This is a genomic window from Paenibacillus sp. LPE1-1-1.1, assembly GCF_040676435.1.
Taxonomy (GTDB): domain Bacteria; phylum Bacillota; class Bacilli; order Paenibacillales; family Paenibacillaceae; genus Pristimantibacillus.
On record NZ_JBEGHY010000044.1, the window covers coordinates 167,163 to 191,298 of the forward strand.

The window sequence follows — 24,136 nt, forward strand, 5'->3', positions numbered from 1 at the left end:
GGCCTGGCATCCCCTATAACCGGGTAATGCCAGGCCTATTGCCTTTCACGTTACATTCTTATCGGAGCTTCCTTCAGCTCTGCGCGGGATTGCAGGTACCGGAAGAAGGCTACCGATGCTTCGCCGCGCGTCACCTGCTTCTTAGGCAGGAACTTGCCGTCAGCCAGGCTCATGATTTTTAGACCGACGACGATTGCCGCCTGGCCCTTATGCTCGATTTGCGCGTTGTCTTTGAATGATGCTTTAAAAATATGGTCGTAATTCGCAAGCGCATTATAGCCTAAAGCGCGCACGATCAGCTCAGCCATCTCATCCCGTGATACTTTGCCGCTTGGATTAAAGGAACCGTCGCCTACATCGATTAAATTTTGCTCCAGCGCGGATTCAACATATACGAAATAGCTGGAATCCGCAGCGACATCGTTAAAGGAAGCCTTGGCATCTGAGCGATCGGCAGAACCGTAGAGCGGCGATTGGCCGCTGCTTCTAGCGAGCACCAGCATCTTGATAAGCTCGCCGCGGGTGATCGGCTCATTCGGGCGTACCTCGCCATTTTTGACGTCGAGCGCTTTATAGGCGACCATCAATTCCAATTGGCGCTGCGCCCAGTGCCCTTCGATATCCTTTGCCTTCGGCTTCTCGAGCTGCGTGGCCTCGCCGGTTTCCCTATTCCGCCAGCCGCCCGTCTCCGCATCAAGAAATACCGATTCATCGATTAAACGAGGCACCAGCTGATATACAAGCTCTGCTTCTGTCTGCTTCTGAACCTCATCGGCCTTGATTTCGCCCGAAGCTACCATCAGGTTATATTTCTCGATCGGAATCGGCTGTCCGTTCCAAGAAAATTGTTGTACAAGCCGGTACGTAAGCTGCGTGCGGTAATAATCCAACCAGCTGGCAACCGCCTGCTCCTTCTTGATCAATGCCGGTGCCTGAGCCAGATATTCAAAGTTCGAAAGGTAAGCATCATAATTGACCGTTTCTCCCGTACTCGAATCGATCGCGACGTTAATGCTGTCATAATTAACGACTGCGCCATGGATTTTGTGAACAAAGCTAAAGTAGTACTGACGGTTATCTCCCGCGTTAATTCCCTCATACTGCTTCGGGTCGGGCTTTACGAAATAAAGCTCATCCGTCAGCCAAGGCAAATGCTTCTTCACCGCATCTACGGCGAGAGTCGAGGCTTGGTCCAGCGACACCTTCGGACTGCCCGTCTGCCCCTGTTCGTTGTTGTAATAGATATAAAAGCTGCGCACGGCTCCCGTGCGTCCGTCCACAGTGGCCGAAGCTGAGCCGTTTTCTTTGCCATCCTTCTTTATCGACCAATTCAGATGCCAGAACGCTTCCAATGCGCCTGTGCTCTCATTCATTTGTTCACTGTAGTTGGAGCCGTTCAATTCTGCGTCAGCGGGCAGCTTAAAAGCAGCCTTAACCGCATCCGCCGCCTGCTTCTCCGTTACGGTTCCTGCTTTAGGCATTTCGCCGAGCGGCTTCTCTGAGAGAGGCTTATCGGAAACCGTCCCCGTTCTATAAGACGGAAAATTCGATTGTTCCTTTAGCGCCCCGGTTGCGGCATCGATGGCCATTGGCAGAAGCTCATAGCTAAGCATTGGCTTTCGTTTTCCCTGTGCATTATAAGGCACGATATAGGTCAACTCCGGAAGCGCCGCTGCCCGAAGCTTCTCGTTTGCCTGCTCCGTCGTTAGCAGCGCGTCCACCTTCGGAAATTTGATTGTATCATCCCATTGGAGCGAATATCTGCGAACATGTCCTTCGCTGTCTACCTCAAGCTCTATGTAGTTATCCACGTAGGGAATACCATTCACTACACGGTCATAACGGAGCCTGTGAAGCACCTCGCCCGTCAGCGGAGGCAAAAGTTGCAGTCCATATTCCGGGTTATATTGAATACTGTCTTTGTATTTGGCAGCGATGGCGTTGATGAATTTGAGCGCAATTTGCTGCGCGTCATCCCGCTCAACCTTCAGCGGATAAGTCGGCTTTGCAGAGGGATTATCGGTATAAGCGCTAAACTCAAGCAGCTGTCCGTCGTCCGCATGGATGCGAACATAAATGCTTCCTAAATGCTTGCCGTTAACTTTTTTTACGAAGTCGAGGCCCCAGGCATTTCGTTTGCCCCCAGCCAGCAGCTCCATCGAAAGATTAGCCCCTTGCAGCGTATACTCCTTAGGAATGCTGACATACTGCCTGGCCAATGCCTCTGCTTTCTCCTTCGTAATGGCTACATCAACCGGAGCCGCAATCGCTTCATCCATCGTAGTCCCTCCTGATGCAGACACCACATTCGTCCCCGTAGGGTTGCTGACGCTATCGGCAAATGCCGACGCAGGCAATACGCTCATGAGCATTGCTGCGGACAGCATGACCGCAAGCTTCTTGCTATTCCTTTTCTTCACTGCTTCACCCTCCAATGCTTTTCCAATTTATTCATAAACTAGACGTATCCGATACACTGGAAGTTGCAGGCTGCATACAAAAAAAGACTGCCGCAGATTCATGTCCGCCGGCAGTCTTTCCTTCATTCTTTATTCAATCGGCTTTTAATCGGTTACGCCGTTTTCCTGCGTCCGAAATAGAGCCCTATTTTTTGCAAAATATAAATGCCAAACCAGGTGGAGAGAATAATAAACAGCGGCATGACCGTGAAATTATAACGGTACTCCGGCACGAACACCAGTCGAATCATCGTCATAATAATAATGACTACCGCAAGCATAGCCGCCGGCTGCCTCCATCTCCATATAATCGCCAAAAGCGGGATAATCGCGCCGTAAATGATTAGGAGATGCAATGCAGCAACACGCGGGTAAGCATGATAGATCGGCGAATGCCCCGACCCGAAGAACATATGCGTATACGTATATTTCAGCTTGCCAACCGTATACCATTTCACATATTTCCATGTCTGCTGGGTAAAGCCCGCTTTGATACGCGCCCATGCATACTCATTTTGCGACATGCCGTTTTGTACGACGATTTTGTCCGAATAATCCTTGTTAGGATAGGTTCCCGCTTTGAACGGGTTAGATTGGGACGCCGTCAAAACAAACTCATTCAAGGATACCACATTGCGAATCCACCAAGGGAGCATTGTCGCCGAGAGGCATAAACCCGTAATAATACCCAGTAAAACGACTTTTTTGAATACAGCCAGCTTAGAGGTTCTTTCCGTCATCTGCCCGGATTTCGGCCTAAACCATTGCTGCAGCAAGAATAATCCATAGAGCGGAACAAACAACGGTAAGAACTCAGCTCTTACGAGCACGGTAATTCCCAGCAAAATACCTGCGAGGGCGGCATCGCGCTTGCGCTGCGTCCGAAAAGCATGCAGCTGCATCGATAGGTATCCCATTAGAAAAAACAGCGCTAGCGTTTCGGTAAGCACCGCGCCGTTCGCCCAAATAAAGGGATGGTATATCGCCGATATAAACAACGATACAATCGCTACCCATTTGTTTCTCGTTGCCTGATAAGCAATCATATAGATAAGCAGTAATGTCGCGAGGCTTACGAGGACTTGAACCCAGCGGATAAGCGGGAACGGTTCAACATTGATTTGGTCAGCCACCAAATACATTCCCGTCATGAACAAAGGATAACCCGGCGTTACCCTGGCATTCGGGACCTCTTCTTTATAGGCATAGATCCCTTTATCGAGCAGCCGATGCACCATCTCGTCATAATATTTGGTATCATGCGAAACGGTATGCTTAACCGAAGTAAGAAAATCGGTCCTCAACCAAGCTGCGAGCAGAAAAATAAGGACGATCGCTATCGTCCATGCTTTGTTTCTTTTTAACCATTCCACCACTTTCGATAATCCCCCTCCATGCTGAATGCGGCCTATTTCCAAGCGAGTACGATTACCCCCGCCAAGATAATTGCGGCACCAATCCAGCGCTGCAGCGGTACCGATTCGTGAAATATAAACACAGCTGCAACAAGCGCGATGACGTATGCCAAGCTTTGCAGCGGATAAGCTAAGCTAAGCGGCAGTTTCTTGAGAACATATAACCACAAAACGGTCGCAATGCCGTACAAAACCAGTCCCGACCAAATATGGGGCGACCACAGCAGCGATACCCAAGTATCACCTTTCGCCGTATCCATTTTGTTCATTCCTGTTTTCCACAATAATTGACCTGAAACGAGCAGCAAAATATTAAGAAACAATATGATATAAGCCATTATGAATCCGACCTTTTGCGTTCATGCAATTCATGATGCAATATGCCAAGCTCTTGCGTCAGCCGGATAACCTTCTCCGACAATTTCGATACGATAACCGTAAGATGCAGGATTAGTGCGATGCAGAACAAAATACCCACCAAAAATAACAGCGCCGGCGCATAATCGATGCCGACAGCATCTGCCAGTGCGTCAATGATTTGTACGCGAACCGACAAAATAAGCATCACAACACCGAACAACAACCACAGCATTGAATACTGCTCGCGGAGCAATCTCCGGTTAATCAACATAATTAGTACAAACAAAAAACCTACGCTTGTGATAATCCACAAGGCTTGCATGGTGTATCCTCCTTCAAGCTGTCACAAACTCATATTTGTAGCAAAAAAGCTTCGCAAGCCGTCGCTTGCTTCTACGATTGAACTTCAGCCGGCTTGGTTGCCTTCAGGCTCCGGATAAACAATGCCAGCGTAACCTTAATCATATAATACACCGAACGCATCGCATTTATAGATGAAGTCCCGCCCGTACGTGCTTCCATAACCACCGCAACTTCGCTCGTGCGAAGGCCGCTGCGGTGAATCAAAACAATGGAATCCACCTCGGGGTAATCCGTTGCATAATCGCTTTGGAATACGGAAATCGCCCGTTTATTGGCAGCTCTGAAGCCTGAAGTTACATCAAGCACCCGTTTGCGCGTCATTGCGCTGACAATGGTAGACAAAATTTTGATACCGGCTCTCCGCGACGCCGAAGAAAGAAAGCCCGTTTGCTCAATAAAACGCGAGCCAATCGCCAGATCGGCTTTACCGCTAAGTACGGGATCCAATATGAGATGCAGCTGTTCCGCTTTATGCTGTCCGTCTCCATCCACTTGTACGGCAACATCATAACCATAGCGGTAAGCATAACGATATCCGGTCTGCATGGCGCCCCCAATACCTAGATTAGTCGGAAGTGTCACGACAGCCGCGCCGTTCGCTTCGGCTACCTCGCGAGTCCGGTCCTTTGAGCCGTCATTGATGACCAATATGTGAGCAGACGGGCAATGAGTCTTCACATCACGGATCACATGGCTTATGCTGTGCTCTTCGTTGTAAGCCGGGATAATGATCAATACTTTTGAAGACGTTAACCCTTGCCGCAGAGACTCTCCGGTTACCGTACTGTCCTTTTTCGTCATGACTGCGTTCACTCCATCACCACTCCATAAACCAAAGTTTGGGTACGCAAATGCGCACAATTAGATCAATTCTACTAGATAACTCTATTAGAAAGCAACAAAAACGATTGTGAAAATGTGTAAAAAATGTGCATTTTCCGTAGTTTCCGTATCCAATAGATGCTTAATATAGCATTTTATGTTTGCTAGATAAATTAAGACCATGAAAAAAATATCGCCTGGTTAGCAGCCTTAGACTGATACCAGACGATATTTAGACGAAGCTTCGTTATAAAAAGTTGCTTACATTTGACCGGAGATTTTTGCTTTCAAAGCATCTTTGCTTTGAACGCCGACCATTTTGTCAACGGGTTGGCCGTCTTTGAACAAAATCAATGTCGGAATACTCATAACGCCGAATTGGGAAGCAAGCTCAGGCTGCTCATCCACGTTGATTTTCGCGATTACGGCTTGACCTTCCAGCTCAGTGGAAAGCTCCTCAACGATTGGAAGCTGCATTTTGCAAGGTCCGCACCAAGGTGCCCAGAAATCTACAAGGGAAACGCCGTTTTGAATGCTCTCGTTAAAATTTTCTTTCGTCAATGCTACTGCCATTTCAATCATCCTCTCCAAACAATGTGTATGATAAAGGGAATACCCGTCTCACCGCTTATTGAAACGTTATTTGCTATCCGCATGCATGAATTTGTTTCAACACGTCCTGAATCGTTATCGCGCTAAAATGGCTTTCCAGCTGCTTCTCCGCCGTGCAAAATATACCGAACATGACTTGATTCATATTCGATCCAACGACGCAATCCATCTCTGGATTGCCCGAGCACCAGCTCGGGATGAGCGATCCTTGTGCCATCACCCGATAGATGTCAGCCAGTGTTACCACGTTCGGATCAATCGTCAGCCTGTAGCCTCCGCCTGAGCCCTCACGCGTATCCACATATCCACTGCGGCGCAAACCGCCCATTACCTTGCGAACGCGAGCAGAGTGCGTGCCGACGTTCTCGGCAATCATATCGCTGCTGGCCATTCTTTCCGGTAAATAAGCCAAGTAAACGAGACTGTGTACGGCAATCGTAAATTCGCTGTTCACTGTTTAATGGCCTCCCTGCTTTGTACTGTAATTTTATCAGTTACAGTTAAGTTTGTCAATAGACAGGCCGCCGAATTGCTTTCTTAGCATACGGAAGGAACGATCCTGTTATTCTCCATCAATTTTTGGATTGGCCGTAAGTATTTTTTGTGATCATTGTCATGTTTGAGCGTTCTCTCCGAATAAATATGAATTGTGCATCCTTATTCGGTTCAGCCGACCTAACCGATAGGCACATGCTTCCTAAACCGGTTTTACTTTGTAAAACTTTAAGGAGGTGACGCAAAATGGCATTATTTTGGAATCGATGGATACCCGTTCGTACGGAGGGGGGTTCTAGATCGGAGCTGATTGACCGACTGGAGGCCCATTTCAAAGCCAATGGACTGAAATCCAAAATTACCATTGAAGGCAATTCCTTGAGACGGATTCATGTGCTAAAAAAGGACGCCGATCTCGCCAAGGTGCTGCTTGATGCATTTGACGAGGAGCATTAACCGGTTTGGCAAAACTTCTCCAGGCAGCGGCATTCTCTGTGGATGCCGCTGTCTGGCTTTCTAATTAGGACGAGCGTCCGATGACCGAGGAGTTTCTCATCCACCGGTAGCCTTTGCGAACGCCGTTCAGCACCCATTCGGGCACGGGAATCGCCTTCTTGGACAGAAAGGGCATATAAATTTTATTGTAGGCTTTCTTCAAATCCTCCCACATCGTACACGGCTCTTCCTTCAAAAAATCGGAAATATCAAGGACGATGCCGCGTCCATCCTTCACCATGACATTTTTGCCATGCACATCATGCGGGTGGAGGCCCCTGGACCGGGCATAATCGAGTGCTTCATCGATATCCTGAATCACTTTTTCGGGAATAACGACTCCATCAATGATGCATTGATACAGCGTTTTCCCTTTCAGCCGTTTCAAAATCAAATAATAATGCCCGTCATGCTCGCCGGCGTGATAACACATCGAATAGGCAGGATGGCTGCCAATCCGCTTATAAACCTCGCATTCGCTCTCCCAGCCCTCGCGGCCGGGCGCGTACACCTTTACAGCAATATCCGAATAATCGCGGTGCGTAAACACACCCGCATAATTGCCGGCGCCCAGAAGCTTCCAGCCTTGCGGGGTCTCATCCACGCGGATCGGATCCGCAGGGTCGATACTGCCCAGAACAAGCCCGGAAAGCAGAGTCTTCTTCATTAGCCCGATAAACGACTCCAACTGCTTCTCATCCATCATGAGCGTTCCCTCTTTCTTTATCCACGAACAATGTTTTCTTTCATTGTAAGACCCCCCGCCATAAAAATAAAGACCATGACAAAAAGCTCTCCAGCTCTCCATCACGGTCTTATGCTATTTTACGAGACTTAATGGCCTCCGCTTACGACCTTTAATCCAATAACTCCCGAAATAATCATCGATAAAAACAACAATTTACGCCAATCCCGGGATTCTCCGAAAATAAACATGCCGAGCACGACGCTGCCGATCGAGCCGATTCCCGTCCATATGCCGTATGCGGTGCTGATCGGAATGGTCTGAAGCGCCTTGGACAAGAAGAAAAAGCTGACAAAGCCTGCGCCAATCGCTCCTACCGTACCCTTCCAGCGTTTAAAGCCGTCAGACAACTTCATAAACGTTACGCCGCCGACTTCTCCTAATCCGGAAATAATTAAAAAGACCCAAGCCATATTAAGAACCCACCTTTTCTCGCTCTATGCTGATTGAGTTTGAATGACTCGCCTCAGGTGCAGGCTTTTCCTTCGACACCAGCTTCAACCCGACGATGCCGCCGACAAGCAAAGCAATAAAAAATAAACGCCAGAAATCAGTCGGCTCATCCAAAATCAGAATACCCGCTACAACGGTGCCCACCGTACCGATCCCCGTAAACATAGCGTACGCAACGCCAATCTCAATCGTACGCATCGCGCGGGCAAACAGCATAAAGCTGGCTGCAAGCAGCACGACCGTAATGATACTGGGCACAAGCTCCGTAAAGCCCTCCGAATATTTAAGGCCAAACGTCCAGCCCACCTCAAGAAATCCAGCCAACAATAAAAATACCCACTGCATGCTTATTCATTCCTCTCCCGCTGTCATCGTCCAAAGCTGCCATAATGATTGCCATACCATTTGCTTTCTTTTTTCGAACAGCTCTTCTTCGTATAATTGGTTTTCGACGAGCAATCCATCGACGCATACGTAAAAAACGGCTATTAAACGTTCTTCCTCTTCCCGGTTAAAAAGCCCCTCTGCTGCTCCTTTATGGAGGACCGCTGCAATCCCTTCGCTCAGCTCATTCTCGTGCCGCATGAAATCCTGCCTAAGCTGATCCCTCAAATGGCGCGGAGGCACAAGAATCGTCCGCTTCAAAAAGGCCTGGCCGGTTGTGATATGGTTAAGATCCGTGAAGAAAGCAAACAATCGGTATACCTGCTGCTTAATCGGCTCCTGCTCCATTTCCCGAAGAAGTTCCACATACTGCTTCAGCTCTTCCGCAATCACTTCTTGAATAAGCTGGACGAACAGCTGCTCTTTCGATTTATAATGCGCATAAATGGACGGCGTCTTAATGCCAACCGCCTTGGCAATTTCTGATAGGGCCGCTCCCTCGTAGCCGGATTCCGTAAACATCGTTAATGCCGCCTGCTTAATTTTCTCCGCCGTTGTAGGCTCACTACTCATCATTCATTCCTCCGTCATGCTCGGCTCGTCTTTTTACCTAACGAACGTTAGTTAGTTTAACGAAATTGTAAGACGGTTTTGAAAAAAAGTCAATGCATGCTGGAACGAGAAAAAAAGCCATACCCGCTCCCCTTCACTCGGAGAACAGCTATGGCTTCCAGTTTTATTGCTTCTTGATTTGATTATTTTCGATTTGTTTATTTTCAATTCGGTTGTTTTTAATTCCGTTATATTTGCCCCACAGCATCCAGAAAGCATTAATGATCATCGCGAGCGCGATGCTCAGCACCATCACCAGCACGTTTAGAATAAGGAAATATACGAGCAGCAATCCAAAATCGGTGTCGTTTTGGGACAGCGGCAGGATCTGGCTCAATGCGAATGCAAGCAGAACGCTGAACGGAATCCAGAACAAGAAGATGAAGATCGGAAAGTACCAATGCCGGTTACGAAACAGCTTAACGATGGGAATCGCGAATGCGAAAATCATCAGACCGCATACCAGGTAGCTGCGCTCCACGATTGCACTGTTAAAGTAAGCCGTATACAAAAATGCATTTCCAGCCGCGGCATAGATAAGGCTGAGCAGCAGCACAGAGCGCATCGAACGCTTAAACAACACCTGCTCCTTCACCGCTTCTTCCATTATCCGCCTACGATTTCTTCAAGCGCCCGGATAAATGCATCTATTTCATCATCCGTTCCGATGCTTACCCGCAAGTATTCATCGATGCGAGGCTGATCGAAATAACGGACCAATACGCCTTTGTCGCGCAGCTGCTGGAATATGGCTTTAGCCGCGAGCGATTCATGTGAAATGAATACAAAATTCGCCTTCGAATCGGTGACCTTAAAGTCCATCGCAAGAAGCTGCTTCGTTACACGCTCACGCGTGGCGATAACTTTCGCTGTCATTTCCTTGAAATAAGCGTCATCTTCAAAGGAAGCAACGGCTCCCGCAAGCGCAAGCCTGTCCATCGTATAGGAATTAAACGAATTTTTGATACGGTTCAATCCCTCAATTAATTCCTCGTTGCCAAATGCGAAGCCGACGCGCAGGCCTGCCAAAGAACGTGATTTCGAGAGCGTCTGCACGACAAGCAAATTCGGATAATCCTTAATGAGCTCTATCGACGACTGTCCTCCGAAATCAATATAAGCTTCGTCAATGATAACAGCCTGGTTTGGATGGTCTGCTAGCAGCTTGCGGATATCATCCAGCGGAAGCAATTGCGCCGTTGGCGCATTGGGATTCGGTATGATGATCCCGCCGTTATCCGCAGGAAAGTCTTCGATACGGACATGAAACTGCTCGTCCAGCGGAACAAGCTCCGTCTGCAAGCCATAGAGCTTGGCATATACCTTATAGAAGCTATAGGTAATATCGGGAAACAACAGCTTCTTCGCCGGATCGAAGAAAGCAGCGAAAGCAAACGCCAATATTTCATCCGAGCCATTGCCTGCAAATACCTGACCGGCAGGCAATCCGTAATAGGCGGCAGCCGCACTCACAAGACTCTCGCAGGTAGGATCGGGGTACAAACGCAGGTCGGCATTTGCCGCATCCTTAATTGCCTCGATGACCCTCGGAGAAGGCGGGTAGGGATTCTCATTTGTATTCAGCTTGATATACGTTTTATCCTTCGGCTGTTCGCCAGGCACGTACGGCACGAGCGAAGCCGTCAGCGGACTCCAAAATTTACTCAATGGTTACTCTTCCTTTCGTTTTTGGCATTCCAGTCACTGCTATTATTTTAACATTAATGCGATAGCGTATTACTGACATTAGATCTAACGAACGAGAACCTTCGTAATCATCAATCCAAGCAGTGCCCCCAATGTGTTAAGAATGATATCGTCGATATCGAAGCTGCCCACGCGCGTCAGCATTTGAGTCAGCTCCACAATGGTGATTAGCAGGATCGAGGCCGCGGCAAGAACAATCCCGCGGCTGTACTTCTTATTTAAGAGCGGCAAAAACAGGCCAATCGGCATGAAAAGAACGATATTGCCGAATAAGTTCTTGAACCAAATATCAAAGTTAAAATGATCATGATAGACGATGTATTTTTTTATCGTAAAAAAAGGAACCAGATTATAGCTATAGCCTTCTCCAAAATAACGATTACGGTAAAATAACAGCCAGCACATGACCAGCGCATACCCAAAAGCGAGCGCGGTGAGAAACAGGTTCAGCAGCAAACTTTTCGACTGGGCATTCGGATACAACCGCATCTTCTACAGCCTCCAAGGCACAGAATACACGTTAAACTCATCGGCCCCGGTAATCGCGAGCCCGTTGAGCTGAAGGCCGGTCGAACAGCCGCCGTCGATGCCGATCTTTCCGGGACCAAACCAAATGTCAGGTTTACCGTGGATATCTATCGTTTTGGTATGGCCAAATATAACGGTTTTACTTACGTTCGTCGGTCTGCTTAGGAAAGGTTGCTTGATATAGAGAAAATCTCTCGCCGGCTGATCCTTCCAATTCAAATAATTCGGATTAAGACCGGCATGCACATAAATAAAATGCTCGTCCTCATGATAATAAGGCAGGTTTTCGAGAAACGACATGTGATGCGCGTAATGCTCCCGGACAGCCGCTTTCGCTTCTTCAATGATATGCTCGATCGGGCCTTGCTTGATACCCGCGTAGCTCTCCGCCGTTTGCCTTCCGCCATGTCCGGTAAACTTGAGCAGCGCCTGCTCGCTCCGCTCCAGCATGACGTCGACGAGCCGTTCGTCATGATTCCCTTGAATGGCTATCGCGCCGTCTTTTTGAACCAATCCGATGACCTGCTCCACCACATCCCGGCTCCGGGGGCCGCGATCGACAAAATCGCCGAGCAGCATCAGCTGATCCTCGCCGGGACAATAGTTCATGCGCTCAAGCAAATCGTTAAACGGGGTGTAGCAGCCATGTATATCGCTTATCACCAGCGTTCTCTTCATACGCGTCTCCCCGAGATCACAAGATCTCTCTCTACGCCGTCGAGTACCGCAACCTTAGGCAAATGCCCCCATACCTCAAAGCCGAACTTGCGAAGCAAAGCCAAGCTTGGCTCATTGTGCCCGAACACGAAGCCGAGCAGCGTATTGATGCCAAGACGCGGGCTTTCCTCGATGGCCTTCCGGATCAGCACCGAGCCAAGTCCGAGCTTGCGGCATTCCTCTGCTATGTAGATGCTGATTTCCGCCGTCGCGTTGTAGGCAGGCCTGCCATAAAACGATTGAAAGCTGAACCACGCGGCAATTTCCCCCTCAACGAGCACAACCCATAACGGACGAAAATCAGCGGAATGATCGTCGAACCACGCTCTTTTGCTCTCTACGGTTGCAGGCTCCAAATCGGCCGTTACCATACGGCTTGCAACCGTTGAATTATAAATGTCGACAATGCGCTCCAGATCGCTTAGCTGCGCATCAATTATTTCATAATGTAGCTGTCTGGTCATGCTCGCCACCTCTTACCCTTCCATGTTATTCACGATTTTTTGCTTCAATCAGGACTCTCAGAGCTTTGACAAATTATATCATATCACTCATTGTCCGCTATATATTTATTGTATTCCGCAGGAGTATTTAAATTAACAAAACCGGAAGATTCTCCCTGCTCTTGCAAATTGATCACCACGGTCCGAAGCCTATTAAACAACCCCATAAGACGGTAATCCCCTGCTTTTAACGCCGCTTCTATCTGCGCTGCCGCTCTCGCATGATAGAGCGCATGAAACGGCTGGCCGGGGGCGTAAATCACATCCGCTTCGCTGTCCATATGGGCAAGAAGAACGGAAAGCAGCTCCTCCGACAGCTCCGGCATATCGCAGGCCATCGTAAATACATAACCGTCTCCAATAGAAGATAAACCCGCATGAAGCCCTGATAACGGACCGCATTCCGGAAAATCGTCGATGACAAAGCTTACGGCCTCGCCCCATTCGCCCAGACTTTCCCGATAAAGCGCTTCGCGCTCAGGCGATCCCACCGATACCGTCACATGCTCCGTCAAACGCGATAATTGCTCTACAAGCCGGTAAATGAGCGGTTTGCCCGCAATGGGCAGCAGCGCTTTATCCGTTCCCATTCTCGTGCTGAGCCCGCCGGCAAGAATCAAGCTTTGAATACGTTGGTTTCCCATTCCCTCATCCCCCTATAAATAGAAAGAAAGCCTGCCGAGTATTGACGCTCGACAGGCTTTTATCATTAATTGCCTTATGCTTTAGACGGATCGAATGAGCTCTTCAGCGAAACGATGCGGTTAAAGGCCAGCTTCTCGGCGGTCGTATCCTTCGGATCAACGTTAAAGTAGCCATGACGGAAAAATTGGAACTTATCCCCGCCCGCAGCGTCCTTCATGTTAGGCTCAACGAAGCCTTGCAGCACTTCAAGCGAATTCGGGTTAATGCATTCCAGGAATGGCTTGCCGTCCTCTTCGGCCTCGCTCGTAATCAACGGCTCGAACAAGCGAAAATCGGCAGCAACCGCTTGCGATGCTTCGACCCAATGAATCGTGCCTTTCACTTTGCGCTCATTGAAGCCGGAGCCGCTCTTTGTCTTCGGATCGTAGGTGCAGTGCAGCTCGATCACATTTCCCGCTTCATCTTTAATAGCTTCTTGGCAGGTGATGAAATACGCATGCTTCAAGCGGACCTCATTGCCAGGGAACAGACGGAAATATTTATTCGGAGGATTTTCCATAAAATCATCTTGTTCAATGTAAATCTCGCGCGAAAACGGGATTTGGCGCATGCCCATTTCCTCGTTCTCTGCATTATTCTCGGCATCCAGCAGCTCGGTTTGGCCTTCCGGATAGTTCGTAATCACAACTTTCAGAGGACGGAGGACAGCCATCGTGCGAAGTGCCTTCAGCTTCAAATCTTCTCTGATAAAATGCTCAAGATTGCGCTCATCGACCAGGCTGTTGCTCTTCGATACCCCGATCTCGCGGCAGAATGCGCGCATCGCTTCAGGCGTGTAGCCCTTGCGGCGCAATCCGCTGATCGTCGGCATACGCGGATCATCCCAGCCGTCTACTACGGCTTCGTCGACCAATTGCTTCAACTTGCGCTTGCTCATGACGGTGTTAGTCACATTGAGACGGGCAAACTCGTATTGGCGCGGAGTCGCATCCATCTCGCACTCAGCGACCGTCCAGTCGTAGAGCGGACGGTGATCCTCGAATTCCAGCGTACAGATCGAATGCGTGATGCCTTCGATCGCATCGCTTAGCGGGTGAGCATAATCATACATCGGATAGATGCACCAAGCATCGCCCGTGCGGTGATGATGGGTATGCGCGATACGGTACAGAACGGGATCGCGCAAAGTAATGTTCGGAGAAGCCATATCGATCTTGGCCCGCAGCACTCTCTCACCGTCCTCGAACTCGCCCGCGCGCATGCGCGCGAACAAATCCAGGTTTTCTTCCACGGTACGGCTGCGGTACGGGCTTTCCTTGCCCGGCTCCGTCAACGTGCCGCGATACTCGCGGGTTTGCTCCGCCGTTAGATCGCAGACGTAAGCTTTACCCTTCCGGATCAGCAGTACCGCGCGGTTATAAAGCTCCTCAAAATAGTCCGACGCAAAACGAAGCTCGTCCCATTCGAAGCCAAGCCAGCGCACATCCTCTTGAATGGATTCCACGTACTCCGTATCTTCCTTAAGCGGGTTTGTATCGTCAAAGCGCAAATTGGTCCTGCCTTTGAACTCATCGGCGAGCTCAAAGTTCAGACAGATCGACTTGGCATGTCCAATATGCAAATAGCCGTTCGGCTCCGGCGGAAAACGCGTGACAATTTCCTGCACATGGCCGCTCTTCAAATCTTCGACTACAATGTTTTTTATGAAATTCGAGGATGATGACTTGTTCTCTACAGCATTCTCCATCTGCGACCAACCTTTCCCACGAAAAATATTTATCCTCTTATAATACACAAATTTCCGTGAAATTATAATACTCACTCTATTCTGCGGCAGAAAGCATCATAGCCCGTCCTCAATACGAGGCGGGCTGGTCGTGCTCAGATCGAAAATGAATAGATTAACCTTTAATCTATAGGCAGCTATAGGTATTCCTACTATTGCACTGCTCATCATTTTCGAAGTCTCAAGCATCAAAACCGAATGATGCCCGACGAGTAGAGGAACACGAGCAATACGAGAATGGGCGCCACGTAGCGGAGCATGAACAGCCACAGCCTCAGCCACCACGAAGACAAGCCCGCTTCCTCTGCCGCTCCGCGCCAAGCATAACCGACGAACAGCGTGACAACCAGCCCGCCGAGCGGCAGCACGATGTTGGAGCACACGAAGTCCATCCAGTCAAAAAACGGCTTGCCGCCAAACGTCAGCCAAGGCACTTTGTTTCCTAAGGATAAAGCGGAAGGCAATCCGATCAAGAAGCAAAGCAGCGTTAGGAAAATAACCGAGAAGCTGCGGCGCCAGCCAAATGCCTCGCGTACGAAGGCAATTGGAACTTCGAGCAGCGATACCGTGGAAGTCAAGGCAGCGAAAGCCAGCAGCACAAAAAACAAGCCGCCAAAAAAAGCTCCGAACGGCATCGCCGAGAAGGCGGCCGGCAGCGCAACGAATACGAGGCTCGGGCCCTGCGACGCTTCCAAACCGAATACAAACGTCGTGGGAAATATAATTAAGCCCGCGAGAAAAGCATAAATTAAATCGCCTGCGCCAATGGCCAGTGTCGCGAGCCCCAGCGATTGCCGCTTATCGACATAAGCGCCGTAGGTCATCATCGCCCCCATGCCAAGCGACAACGAGAAGAAGGCGTGGCCAAGCGCGACAAGCGCGGATTCCGCCGTCAGCTTGCTAAAGTCAGGCTTTAGAAAAAAGGCGGCGCCTTCTCCTGCGCCCTCCAGCGACAATGCCCGTATACACAGCACAACAAGCAAAATAACCAGCCCTGGAATCAAAATCTTATTGAACCTTTCAATTCCGGCCGACACGCCCCGCATAATAATGAAGCCTGTCAGAAGCAGCACGATAAATTGCCAAGCAACAGGCATCCAGCTGTTGTTAAATTCACTGAACAGCAGCCCAAAATCAGAATGCTTGAACAGCTCTCCCGTAAACGAGAGCATGGCGTAATGCAAAGTCCAGCCCGCAACGACCGCATAGAAGGACAAAATGACAAACGCGCCCAGTATCGTAATAAACCCAAAGCCGCCCCACAGCTTGTGACCGCTGAGGCGAATGAGCGACGTGGACGCATTGCCTCTGCCGCCCCGCCCGACCGCCAGCTCGGCGAGCAGAACAGGCAGCCCAACCAGCAGCAAGCATATAACGAAGAGCAAGAAAAATGCCGCTCCTCCGTATTGCCCTGTTATATAAGGAAACTTCCACATATTCCCGAGCCCGACCGCACTGCCGATCGCCGCCAGTATAAAGCCCGAGGAGGAAAATCTTTCTTTCGCAGACTGCCCTTTCCCTTGCAAGGTCTCTGATTGATTTTGATCCTGCACCAATTCATCCCTCCATGCGGTAACTTTCTATGCGATATTCGACGTATTGATGGGTAGTATGACCATTTTTGAAAAATATATCTGCATTCGAATCGCACCGGTCCAGTGCGGTGCAACGGACAATTCATCTCTGTAATTAACAACGTGGCAGCCTCATGAAACATAAAGTTAAGAAAAGGGATCTTGCGGCAGCATAACGGCAAGCTCCTCTGACCGTTATCTTGCTTGGTTTACTCGGAACAGAAGCGATTATAACGCGTCGGGATGCCTAGAATCCCTTTGAGCAGATTAACTGATTTCACACACAGAAAATAGAGACACCCTCTCTCGAATGAGCAAAGATCAATATCCTGAAAAACCAGACATCCTTAAATTTTAATTGCATAATAACAACTTAACTGTTTGAATGACGATGTAGATACAAACACTGCTATCATCACGAATTTTCAAAAAATTCCCGAAAATGACTCGAAAAATAAATGCATATAAACAACTATAAAGAATAACGACATTCAAATGGCAACACTTAGCTACCTCTCCCTCCAAGAACGTGGATAATCGCGCTCTGCACTCTTGTCATTTCTGTTTATTTTCAACCAGTTATGATTGAAGGTTTTTTTATCGAAACCGCTCTGAGGCCAGATCCATTTGCATGGTAAAAGAGTGTGGAAAGCTCGGGATAGACACGGGTATAAAAAGCCAACTAGAGGCGGTGCTGCGGTACAGAGACTGCCATCGATCTAGCTCGTAAACAGACGAAGCAGGCCAACTGGATACACGAGGATGTATGAGGACGTACGAAGAGAAAGAGCCGTTCAATAAACAACAAGCATGAGTCCTGTAATTCAATCTGCCGGTATCTTTTTTCTAAAAACAGTTACTCCGCAGCGCCGCGCTTAGATGGATTATTCAGCCTCTCAGCTCAAAAGCAAAAGGGCGCCAGTCCTGAGACCGGCGCCCTTTCCATATACCATCGTTCTTGTATATAAATATACTTTCTTTCTGTTTCTATCCCTCTTGTATAGCCAAGTTTGTTGAACGGCGCTCAAATTCGGAGTAAATTCGCCTTCAAATGTCAGTCTTCCCCGTAAAACGACTAGAATAGCCATAAAATGGGCTTTTTTTCGCCGGGAAGCCGCATCTATTTCATTTTTTAGTGAGGGAGCATTAAAGCAAGCGTTCGATTTCGGCTCTCATATCGAGTGGTTCATCGGTTGATTCGAACCGTTTGATGACGTTCCCTTCGCGGTCAATGAGGAATTTGGTAAAATTCCATTTAATGGAATTACCCTCCAGGTAATGCGGCAATTTCTCCTCAAGGAAGGCATTTAGCATTTTGCCGCTTGGGGCACTTGTGTCAAAGCCTTTGAAGGGAGCTTCCTCCGTTAAGTAGTTGAATAAGGGATGAGCCGTTTCGTCCCGCACATCCGTCTTGTCGAAGAGCGGAAACGTGACACCGTAGTTTATTTGGCAGAAGCTTTGAACATCGGAATTCGCCCCAGGCTCCTGTTCGCCAAACTGATTGCTCGGGAATCCGAGAATTTCGAGCCCTTGATCCTTATATTCTCCATAAAGCTTTTGCAGATCCGCATACTGCGGCGTAAAGCCGCATTTGCTGGCCGTATTGACGACAATCAATACCTTGCCTTTATATTGCTCCATGCTTTGCTTCTCACCTTGTAATGTCTCAAGACCGTACGAATAAATGCTCATTGTTAATTGCCTCCTCCGGCGTATTTTAATTTCCCAAAATTAAATTGTATACAATTTATTATGTAATTAGAATAACATGAATAAATAGCGGCTGTCAAACGAAAAAGGACTGCACCCAGGCGATTCCTCTCCTGGGTGCAGTCCTTCCATTCCATAGGCTTATAAAAATTATGATTGCTTCTTTCTACCGCTCAGCCAATCCGTAAACAAAGCATAATCCTGTTCCACTTGATTGGCATAGGAGACAGCCCAATTCGCGATAAATGTACAAAATGCATCCTCATCATTGCCCATCGCCTTCACGATTTCAACCTCGCTGTGATAAGCCAATATCCCTTGTGCCACATCGACATCGGCACGCGCATGCATCTTGGCTGTCAGCCTGCCCATCGTTGCCGTGACAGACAGTAAGTCCCCCTCCGTCTCCAGCGCTTCAAGCTTAAGCCTTTTCTTGTAAGGAGAGCGCTCCCGCACATAAAATTGCCGATCGCCGATCGACAGCCACCCGAGATAAGGATCTGCCTCGTGATGCATCGCTTTCTGCGTCATCGTTACCCGTTTTCCCTGATGCTCGAACATCGCCCAGAAAGATTCGTCGTAAGGCATGAAGTAAGCGGGAACCGGAACGCGCACTTCCTTCACCTCAAGCACGATATCATCCCCGCCTTGCGCTTCCTCGCCAGCTTCAATTAATACATAGAATCGGTCAAGACCGATAGAAGCCGTTCCCGAGCCATGCTTTACCGCAATATCCTTGATTTGAAAATGGCGCAATTCCGCCGCTTCATCCGCTGCGACGGATTCCAAATAATTAGGCCAAGCATCCAGCAGCTCTGCGCGCTCCTTCTCGGTTGGCGATACAATTTCTTCCGTAGCCGCAAACTGGCGATTCTCCTGCACAAGTGCAGTGACCTTCTCCAGAAAATGCTGGTCCTTGCGTTTTTGCAGCTTCTTGAGCAGCTTCTTTACGGGACCCTCGGCCCGCTCCATATCTATTGCATAGGTACCCGGATCGTCCTTGCCTTTCGCAAAACGGCGGATTTGCTTCGAGTAGGCCTGCAGATAAGCCTCGATCCCGCCGAGCTGATTCTCATAAGACTGCCCTTTGAGCCTGCCAACCAGCGCAATGCTAACGGACATCCGCAGCAAATCGTATAAATACGAGCCTAAATACCCCTCGTCGAAATCATTTACATCGTAGACCAGCGAACCGCGTTCATTGCGGAAAGCCCCGAAATTCTCGAAATGCAGATCGCCTTGTATCCAGGTCGGACGGTTGATTGGCGTATGATACGGAAACCACTCCCGCGATACATCGAAATAAAATAAATACGCGCTGCCGCGAAAGAAGGAAAAAGGCGTTACCGACATTTTCAAATACTTTTCCTCGCGCTTGCTGCGCTCCAGCCTCATCAATTTCTGATCGAATTCCTGAAAAATGGCCGATAATGTCCGTCTTCTTAGTTTGTTTTGGGTCAGCTTCACGCGTTCAGTCAACTTTGGATCCATACGACTCTCCCCCATTTACACTACGATTCTACTTTTTGCAGCCTCATATAATCACTAATCATGGCAATACGCCACGGTACGATCATGCCAAACGCGAGCAAATAGAAAATAGCCCCGGTTTGCGGAATCGACATATACTGCTCCACGACGCGATGCAAGGACAGCCGTATGACGAACAGCGTCATCATAATGAAAATGAATGCTTTCGAGCGTCTAACATAAATTTCGGATTCCACGCGCTCCAAGCGCGTCGTTACGATTAACGGAAACGCGAAAATCAGCAGTCCCGTCAGGAAAGAGGAAAATCCCCACACCCATGGAATATGGGTGGCAGAGAACGCAAACATCATAAAGCCCGTTGCCATGCCGAGCGGCGGAATGGCGATTTTTCGCAAAGTGGTCGGCTGTTTGCCTGCACGGATCCGAACGATAATAAGTGTGAGGCCAGCTAGTGCCGATACGATGATCGAGCCGATTTGGATTAAGTGTGTAGACAGCAGCACTGCATCCTCCCTCCCGTTTCCTTCAACATATTCTGTTATTTCTTTCATCGTACTGTAAAACCATACGTACTGCAAATAGAGCAAAGCGTTGCTGCCCGTTAGCGATTGTATTCGAAAAAATGCCGTCTAAACCGGGCTTTGCCGTCCCGCGGGTCACGTTTCATTCGGGTCCTGAAGCCGGAATGCCTTCGGCGATATTCCCTCCTGCTTTTTGAAAACCTTGCTGAAATATTTCTCGTCGTGAAAACCGACCATTTCCGCGATTTGGGCAATGCGCAAATTGGGATTGACCATCAACAGCTTCGCTTTATCGATCCGAATGCCCGTAATGTAATCGGTAATGTTAATGCCGTATTCCTGTTTAAACTTGCGGGACACATATTCGCGGCTGACAAAAAACCGCTTCGCTATGTCCTGCAGGGAAAGCTCGTCCCTGTAATGCTGGTCAATAAAGCTGGCTATATCGCTCATTTTTGTTTTCTCCTGCGCTTGGCGCTGAACGACTGCCAGCGATAGACGCTGCAGCAGCCGGTAAGACCATTCCCGCCAATCCTGCAGCGAGAAGGCGTTTGCATTCACATACGGAGAATTTTCCGCCAGCTCCTCGGCGCTCAGCAGCGCCTCCTCTTCGACAGCCTGGCGGCCCGGCGCTTCCCGAAGCAGCCTGGCGCAAAAAAGCAGCACATCTGTTTTATATTCATCCAGCATATCAGGAGAAATATGACCCGATAAGCGCGCCGCCTCCAGCCAGCGCCCCGATGCCGAGGCCAGCTGCTCTTCGATTCCGCTGAGCGCAGCCACCTTCCACTCCTCTTCCCAGTCCGAGAAAGCGATTCGTTTCGCATTCTTCTCTTCCTCGAAGCAGTGCAGATAATGATTGGCAGCCAGCGTATTTCGCTGTGATAAAGCTGCTAATGCCTCCTCATATTGATCAGGCATAGCTGCCGGGAAATCGCCTGCCTTGCTCAGTCCGGCATGCATGCGCCGCTGCAGCGTCACAAATAAACCTTCATTAATATCTTGGAGAATAACAGGCAGCTGTCCGTTCTCGCCCCACGCGGCAATGACGATTTCCGTCGGCGCCCCCCAGTGCCTAAACGCGACGCCCCGCTTCTCGCTGATCAGAAACTCATTGCATATATTAATAATCGCAAAATGCAGCAGATCGCTGTCCCAGGCAAAGCGTTCTTGAAGCTGCTTATCGCTTGCATCGACCTGCAGCAGCGCTAGCCGCGCCTTGACCGTCCCCTCAGGAATGAGTCCCTCTTCCTGCAGCCTGCGCACAGCCGTTTGCGCCGTTTTCGGCTCATTGATAAGCCCCGTTAGCAGTTTCTCGCCGTATACCGGCTTGAATTCATTGAGCCGCATGCTCTGCTTCTGCCGGTCAGTCCGCTCTTGCTCCTCCAGACGCCACTGCGATGCAGCCTTGGCAACCGCCGCATTAATCGCCTCCGGTTCAATCGGCTTCAGCAAATAATCGATTCCGCCATGGCGCACCGCCTCGCGGACGAAATCAAAATCGCCGCGGCCGCTTACCACAATAAATTTTACCGTTCCCGCAAACTCATTGACCGCAGCCATCAGGTCTACGCCGCTGCCTTCGGGCATCATCATATCCATAATAACAATGGCAGGCTTGTCCAGCCTCATCCGCTGAATCGCTTCAAAACCGCCGCTGGCCTCATCGATTTCCGTAATCCCGTGCAGCTCCCAGTTCACGAGCAGTCTTACCGCCTTTCTTACGCGGGCTTCGTCATCCACGATTAACGCCTTCATATGGATCCCCTCCTTTCTCCAGCATGCTCTTCATGATTAGCGTGATCTTGACCCCCTTGGGGCCTATATTCTCAACCTCTAGCCGCGCTTCGTCGCCGTACACCATACGCATGCGCGCAAGCACATTGTTGAGTCCGATCTTAGGCTCGGCGCCAGCCTGCGCGAGCTTGACGTATTGGAGGGCGCTGTCGTCTTGGGCATGCGAAGCTTCGCTGCCGTCATGTAACACTCCGGCAGGAGCTTCATCTATGGCATCTTCCCTAAACTGTACGCCGGCAAGCTCCCGCCGCAGCTCAGACAGTCTTTTCTGCGGAATCGCGGCACCATTGTTTTCAACGATGATCTCTAACAGGCCATCCTCACGCTGGCGCGCCCGCAAGGTCAGCCGGCCATCCTCCGCCGACTTATCCATGCCATGCTTAAAATAATTTTCAATAACGGGCTGCAGCAGCATTTTCGGCATTTCCGCGCCAAGCAGCGAATCCGCCACTTCAACTTGAAATTCAAACCGGTTCTCATAGCGCTCTCTCTGCAGCTCAACGTAAGCCTTCAAATGTGCCAGCTCATCCCTCAGCGTAATGGTCTTTGACTCATTGTCCATGCTGTACCGCATCATCCGGGCGAGCGCGGACAGCAGCGCATAAATGCGGGGCACACCCAGCTCGAGCGCCAGCGTACCGATGATTTGGATGGTATTATTCAGAAAATGCGGATTGATTTGCGCTTGCAGCGCCCGCAGCTGATTCGTTTTGTTCGCAAGCTCCAGCTTGTATTCGCGCAAAATGAAATTATTAATCGTATCCATCATGCTGCGGAAACGGCCAACGACCAATCCGATCTCATCATTGCCCGAGGGTTGTATGGGCACATTCAAGTTTCCGGCCTGTACCTGATTCATATAACGGACCAGCTGCTTTACCGGAGCCGTGATTCGGAGCGATACCACTACCGTGGCCGTTACGATCACAACAAGGGATAAAGCAAGAAGAAGCAAATTGATAACCGCCGCTTGATTGGCCTCCCGAATGAGATAAGAAGTAGGAATACGCTTTACAATCGTCCAATCCGTAATCGAAGCTTGCACGCGTTCATAAACAAACAGCGCGCCATCCTGCTCAAAATGACCGCCCTCCTCGTCTCCGCGCGCCAATGCCCCGCCATACCACGCAGCTTTCAGCGGCTTGCCCAGCAGTGCTTCATCATCCGCGAAAATCACGTTCCCACTTTTGTCGATTACGTAAAGATCCTCCTCGCTGCGGTCATAAAGCTGCAAAGCGATATCCGCGAGCAGCGAAAGCTTCACGTCGATCGAGACATAGCCGAGCTTTTCATTAGAAGGGATACGCTCGATTCGGCGATGCAGCGTAAATACCATTTCGCTTGGCTGCTCAGGCTGCAAGGAGGAGAAGCCGTAGGTTTGACTCCTGTGCGTAGGCTGAAGCGCCGTGCTTTCCCCGCTTCCTACATAAGCATCCAGCTCGGAGAAGGGCTCAATATCATTTGCCCGTTTGGCGCCCGCCACATTCGTAACGATCGTTGCCCGCTTGCCAAGGCTTGCGTACAAATACACCTGATGCACATCCGGCACGGATGACTTCATGTACGACATCGCGGCGAACACGCGGCTATCTGTTTGGAAATCCGCTAAACCCGTCTGCAGCTGCCGGTAAAGTTCCGCATCCGAATAAACGTTAAGCGAACCGAGACTCAGCTCTTCCAGCACCCCGGTTACGTTCCGCTGGCCTTGATAAAGCAAGTTTTGCGTATCCTCCAGCGCCCTTTCCTTCATCGAATGAGTCGTATAGCTGTAGGAAACGATCATCGTTGTCACGATGGGAACAATCGTCGCAAACAGCATAAAAACAATTAATTTCGTTCGCATGCTATTAAATTTCAAAGGTAAACCGCCTCCGCTCCCGATCAATATATTGCACCTGACCGGTCACATCCGTCGGTGTTTATCGCTCCCTGAGACTTGCAT

At 49.5% G+C, this 24,136-nt stretch carries 25 protein-coding genes; 1 reads left to right on the plus strand and 24 read right to left on the minus strand.

Annotated elements, in window-relative coordinates; genetic code table 11:
• Positions 1-50 precede the first annotated feature (50 nt).
• From MRBLPE1_RS27465 to MRBLPE1_RS27495, 7 genes are all read right to left on the minus strand, one after another.
• Positions 51-2,420 carry a YcdB/YcdC domain-containing protein gene (locus MRBLPE1_RS27465; RefSeq protein ID WP_364151898.1) on the minus strand — a complete coding sequence of 790 codons (2,370 nt, stop codon included), beginning with the start codon at positions 2,418-2,420 and terminating at the stop codon, positions 51-53.
• A 152-nt stretch (positions 2,421-2,572) separates the two neighbouring features.
• Complete coding sequence (locus tag MRBLPE1_RS27470; protein ID WP_364151901.1) at positions 2,573-3,835, minus strand: phospholipid carrier-dependent glycosyltransferase; 1,263 nt, start codon at positions 3,833-3,835, stop codon at positions 2,573-2,575.
• 32 nt (positions 3,836-3,867) lie between these two features.
• On the minus strand, positions 3,868-4,212 hold the full coding sequence (locus tag MRBLPE1_RS27475; protein WP_308995285.1) for an EamA family transporter: 345 nt from the start codon (positions 4,210-4,212) through the stop codon (positions 3,868-3,870).
• Positions 4,212-4,556: a DUF2304 domain-containing protein gene (locus MRBLPE1_RS27480; protein ID WP_364151903.1), complete on the minus strand. Its 345-nt coding sequence runs from the start codon at positions 4,554-4,556 to the stop codon at positions 4,212-4,214. The genes MRBLPE1_RS27475 and MRBLPE1_RS27480 overlap by 1 nt, the downstream gene beginning before the upstream one ends.
• Before the next feature lie 71 nt (positions 4,557-4,627).
• A complete protein-coding gene (locus MRBLPE1_RS27485; protein WP_364151905.1) occupies positions 4,628-5,398 on the minus strand; it encodes a glycosyltransferase family 2 protein in 771 nt (256 codons plus the stop codon).
• Between the two features lie 282 nt (positions 5,399-5,680).
• Complete coding sequence (trxA, locus tag MRBLPE1_RS27490) at positions 5,681-5,992, minus strand: thioredoxin (RefSeq protein ID WP_053373731.1); 312 nt, start codon at positions 5,990-5,992, stop codon at positions 5,681-5,683.
• Positions 5,993-6,065: 73 nt separating this feature from the next.
• A complete protein-coding gene (locus tag MRBLPE1_RS27495) occupies positions 6,066-6,485 on the minus strand; it encodes an RrF2 family transcriptional regulator (RefSeq protein ID WP_076266281.1) in 420 nt (139 codons plus the stop codon).
• Positions 6,486-6,772: 287 nt separating this feature from the next.
• Between MRBLPE1_RS27495 and MRBLPE1_RS27500 the strand changes: the two genes are divergently transcribed.
• Positions 6,773-6,982, plus strand: a complete 210-nt coding sequence (locus MRBLPE1_RS27500; protein WP_308995289.1) for a hypothetical protein — start codon at positions 6,773-6,775, stop codon at positions 6,980-6,982.
• A gap of 64 nt (positions 6,983-7,046) precedes the next feature.
• Here MRBLPE1_RS27500 and MRBLPE1_RS27505 read toward each other — a convergent pair whose 3' ends face one another.
• The 17 genes from MRBLPE1_RS27505 to MRBLPE1_RS27585 all read right to left on the minus strand — a co-directional run bounded on the left by MRBLPE1_RS27505 (position 7,047) and on the right by MRBLPE1_RS27585 (position 24,052).
• Complete coding sequence (locus MRBLPE1_RS27505; protein WP_364151909.1) at positions 7,047-7,727, minus strand: serine/threonine protein kinase; 681 nt, start codon at positions 7,725-7,727, stop codon at positions 7,047-7,049.
• A gap of 128 nt (positions 7,728-7,855) precedes the next feature.
• Positions 7,856-8,179 (minus strand): DMT family transporter, encoded by a 324-nt coding sequence (locus MRBLPE1_RS27510; RefSeq protein ID WP_364151912.1) that lies wholly within the window; start codon positions 8,177-8,179, stop codon positions 7,856-7,858.
• Between the two features lies 1 nt (position 8,180).
• Positions 8,181-8,564 (minus strand): DMT family transporter, encoded by a 384-nt coding sequence (locus MRBLPE1_RS27515; protein ID WP_364151915.1) that lies wholly within the window; start codon positions 8,562-8,564, stop codon positions 8,181-8,183.
• Positions 8,565-8,570: 6 nt separating this feature from the next.
• Positions 8,571-9,176 carry a TetR/AcrR family transcriptional regulator gene (locus MRBLPE1_RS27520; protein WP_364151917.1) on the minus strand — a complete coding sequence of 202 codons (606 nt, stop codon included), beginning with the start codon at positions 9,174-9,176 and terminating at the stop codon, positions 8,571-8,573.
• Positions 9,177-9,339: 163 nt separating this feature from the next.
• On the minus strand, positions 9,340-9,822 hold the full coding sequence (locus tag MRBLPE1_RS27525) for a hypothetical protein (protein ID WP_364151920.1): 483 nt from the start codon (positions 9,820-9,822) through the stop codon (positions 9,340-9,342).
• Complete coding sequence (gene hisC, locus MRBLPE1_RS27530) at positions 9,822-10,883, minus strand: histidinol-phosphate transaminase (RefSeq protein ID WP_364151923.1); 1,062 nt, start codon at positions 10,881-10,883, stop codon at positions 9,822-9,824. Before hisC ends, MRBLPE1_RS27525 begins: the two co-directional genes overlap by 1 nt.
• A gap of 84 nt (positions 10,884-10,967) precedes the next feature.
• Positions 10,968-11,411 carry a VanZ family protein gene (locus tag MRBLPE1_RS27535; RefSeq protein WP_364151926.1) on the minus strand — a complete coding sequence of 148 codons (444 nt, stop codon included), beginning with the start codon at positions 11,409-11,411 and terminating at the stop codon, positions 10,968-10,970.
• 3 nt (positions 11,412-11,414) lie between these two features.
• Positions 11,415-12,128: a metallophosphoesterase family protein gene (locus MRBLPE1_RS27540; RefSeq protein ID WP_364151928.1), complete on the minus strand. Its 714-nt coding sequence runs from the start codon at positions 12,126-12,128 to the stop codon at positions 11,415-11,417.
• On the minus strand, positions 12,125-12,631 hold the full coding sequence (locus MRBLPE1_RS27545) for a GNAT family N-acetyltransferase (RefSeq protein WP_364151930.1): 507 nt from the start codon (positions 12,629-12,631) through the stop codon (positions 12,125-12,127). Before MRBLPE1_RS27545 ends, MRBLPE1_RS27540 begins: the two co-directional genes overlap by 4 nt.
• An 83-nt stretch (positions 12,632-12,714) precedes the next feature.
• Entirely contained in the window at positions 12,715-13,314 is a 600-nt protein-coding gene (gene mobA / locus MRBLPE1_RS27550; protein ID WP_364151932.1) for a molybdenum cofactor guanylyltransferase, read from the minus strand.
• A gap of 74 nt (positions 13,315-13,388) precedes the next feature.
• A complete protein-coding gene (locus MRBLPE1_RS27555; RefSeq protein WP_364151934.1) occupies positions 13,389-15,062 on the minus strand; it encodes a glutamine--tRNA ligase/YqeY domain fusion protein in 1,674 nt (557 codons plus the stop codon).
• A gap of 227 nt (positions 15,063-15,289) precedes the next feature.
• A complete protein-coding gene (locus MRBLPE1_RS27560) occupies positions 15,290-16,654 on the minus strand; it encodes a sodium-dependent transporter (protein ID WP_364151937.1) in 1,365 nt (454 codons plus the stop codon).
• A 1,167-nt stretch (positions 16,655-17,821) separates the two neighbouring features.
• Positions 17,822-18,367: a glutathione peroxidase gene (locus MRBLPE1_RS27565; protein WP_364151940.1), complete on the minus strand. Its 546-nt coding sequence runs from the start codon at positions 18,365-18,367 to the stop codon at positions 17,822-17,824.
• A 168-nt stretch (positions 18,368-18,535) separates the two neighbouring features.
• The gene (locus MRBLPE1_RS27570) at positions 18,536-19,876 is read right to left on the minus strand and encodes a DUF2252 domain-containing protein (protein ID WP_364151942.1); all 1,341 of its coding nucleotides are present in this window, start codon (positions 19,874-19,876) and stop codon (positions 18,536-18,538) included.
• Positions 19,877-19,896: 20 nt separating this feature from the next.
• The gene (locus tag MRBLPE1_RS27575; protein WP_364151945.1) at positions 19,897-20,379 is read right to left on the minus strand and encodes a CcdC family protein; all 483 of its coding nucleotides are present in this window, start codon (positions 20,377-20,379) and stop codon (positions 19,897-19,899) included.
• 153 nt (positions 20,380-20,532) lie between these two features.
• On the minus strand, positions 20,533-22,155 hold the full coding sequence (locus MRBLPE1_RS27580; protein ID WP_364151947.1) for a response regulator transcription factor: 1,623 nt from the start codon (positions 22,153-22,155) through the stop codon (positions 20,533-20,535).
• On the minus strand, positions 22,133-24,052 hold the full coding sequence (locus MRBLPE1_RS27585; RefSeq protein ID WP_364151949.1) for a cache domain-containing sensor histidine kinase: 1,920 nt from the start codon (positions 24,050-24,052) through the stop codon (positions 22,133-22,135). Before MRBLPE1_RS27585 ends, MRBLPE1_RS27580 begins: the two co-directional genes overlap by 23 nt.
• Positions 24,053-24,136 lie beyond the last annotated feature (84 nt).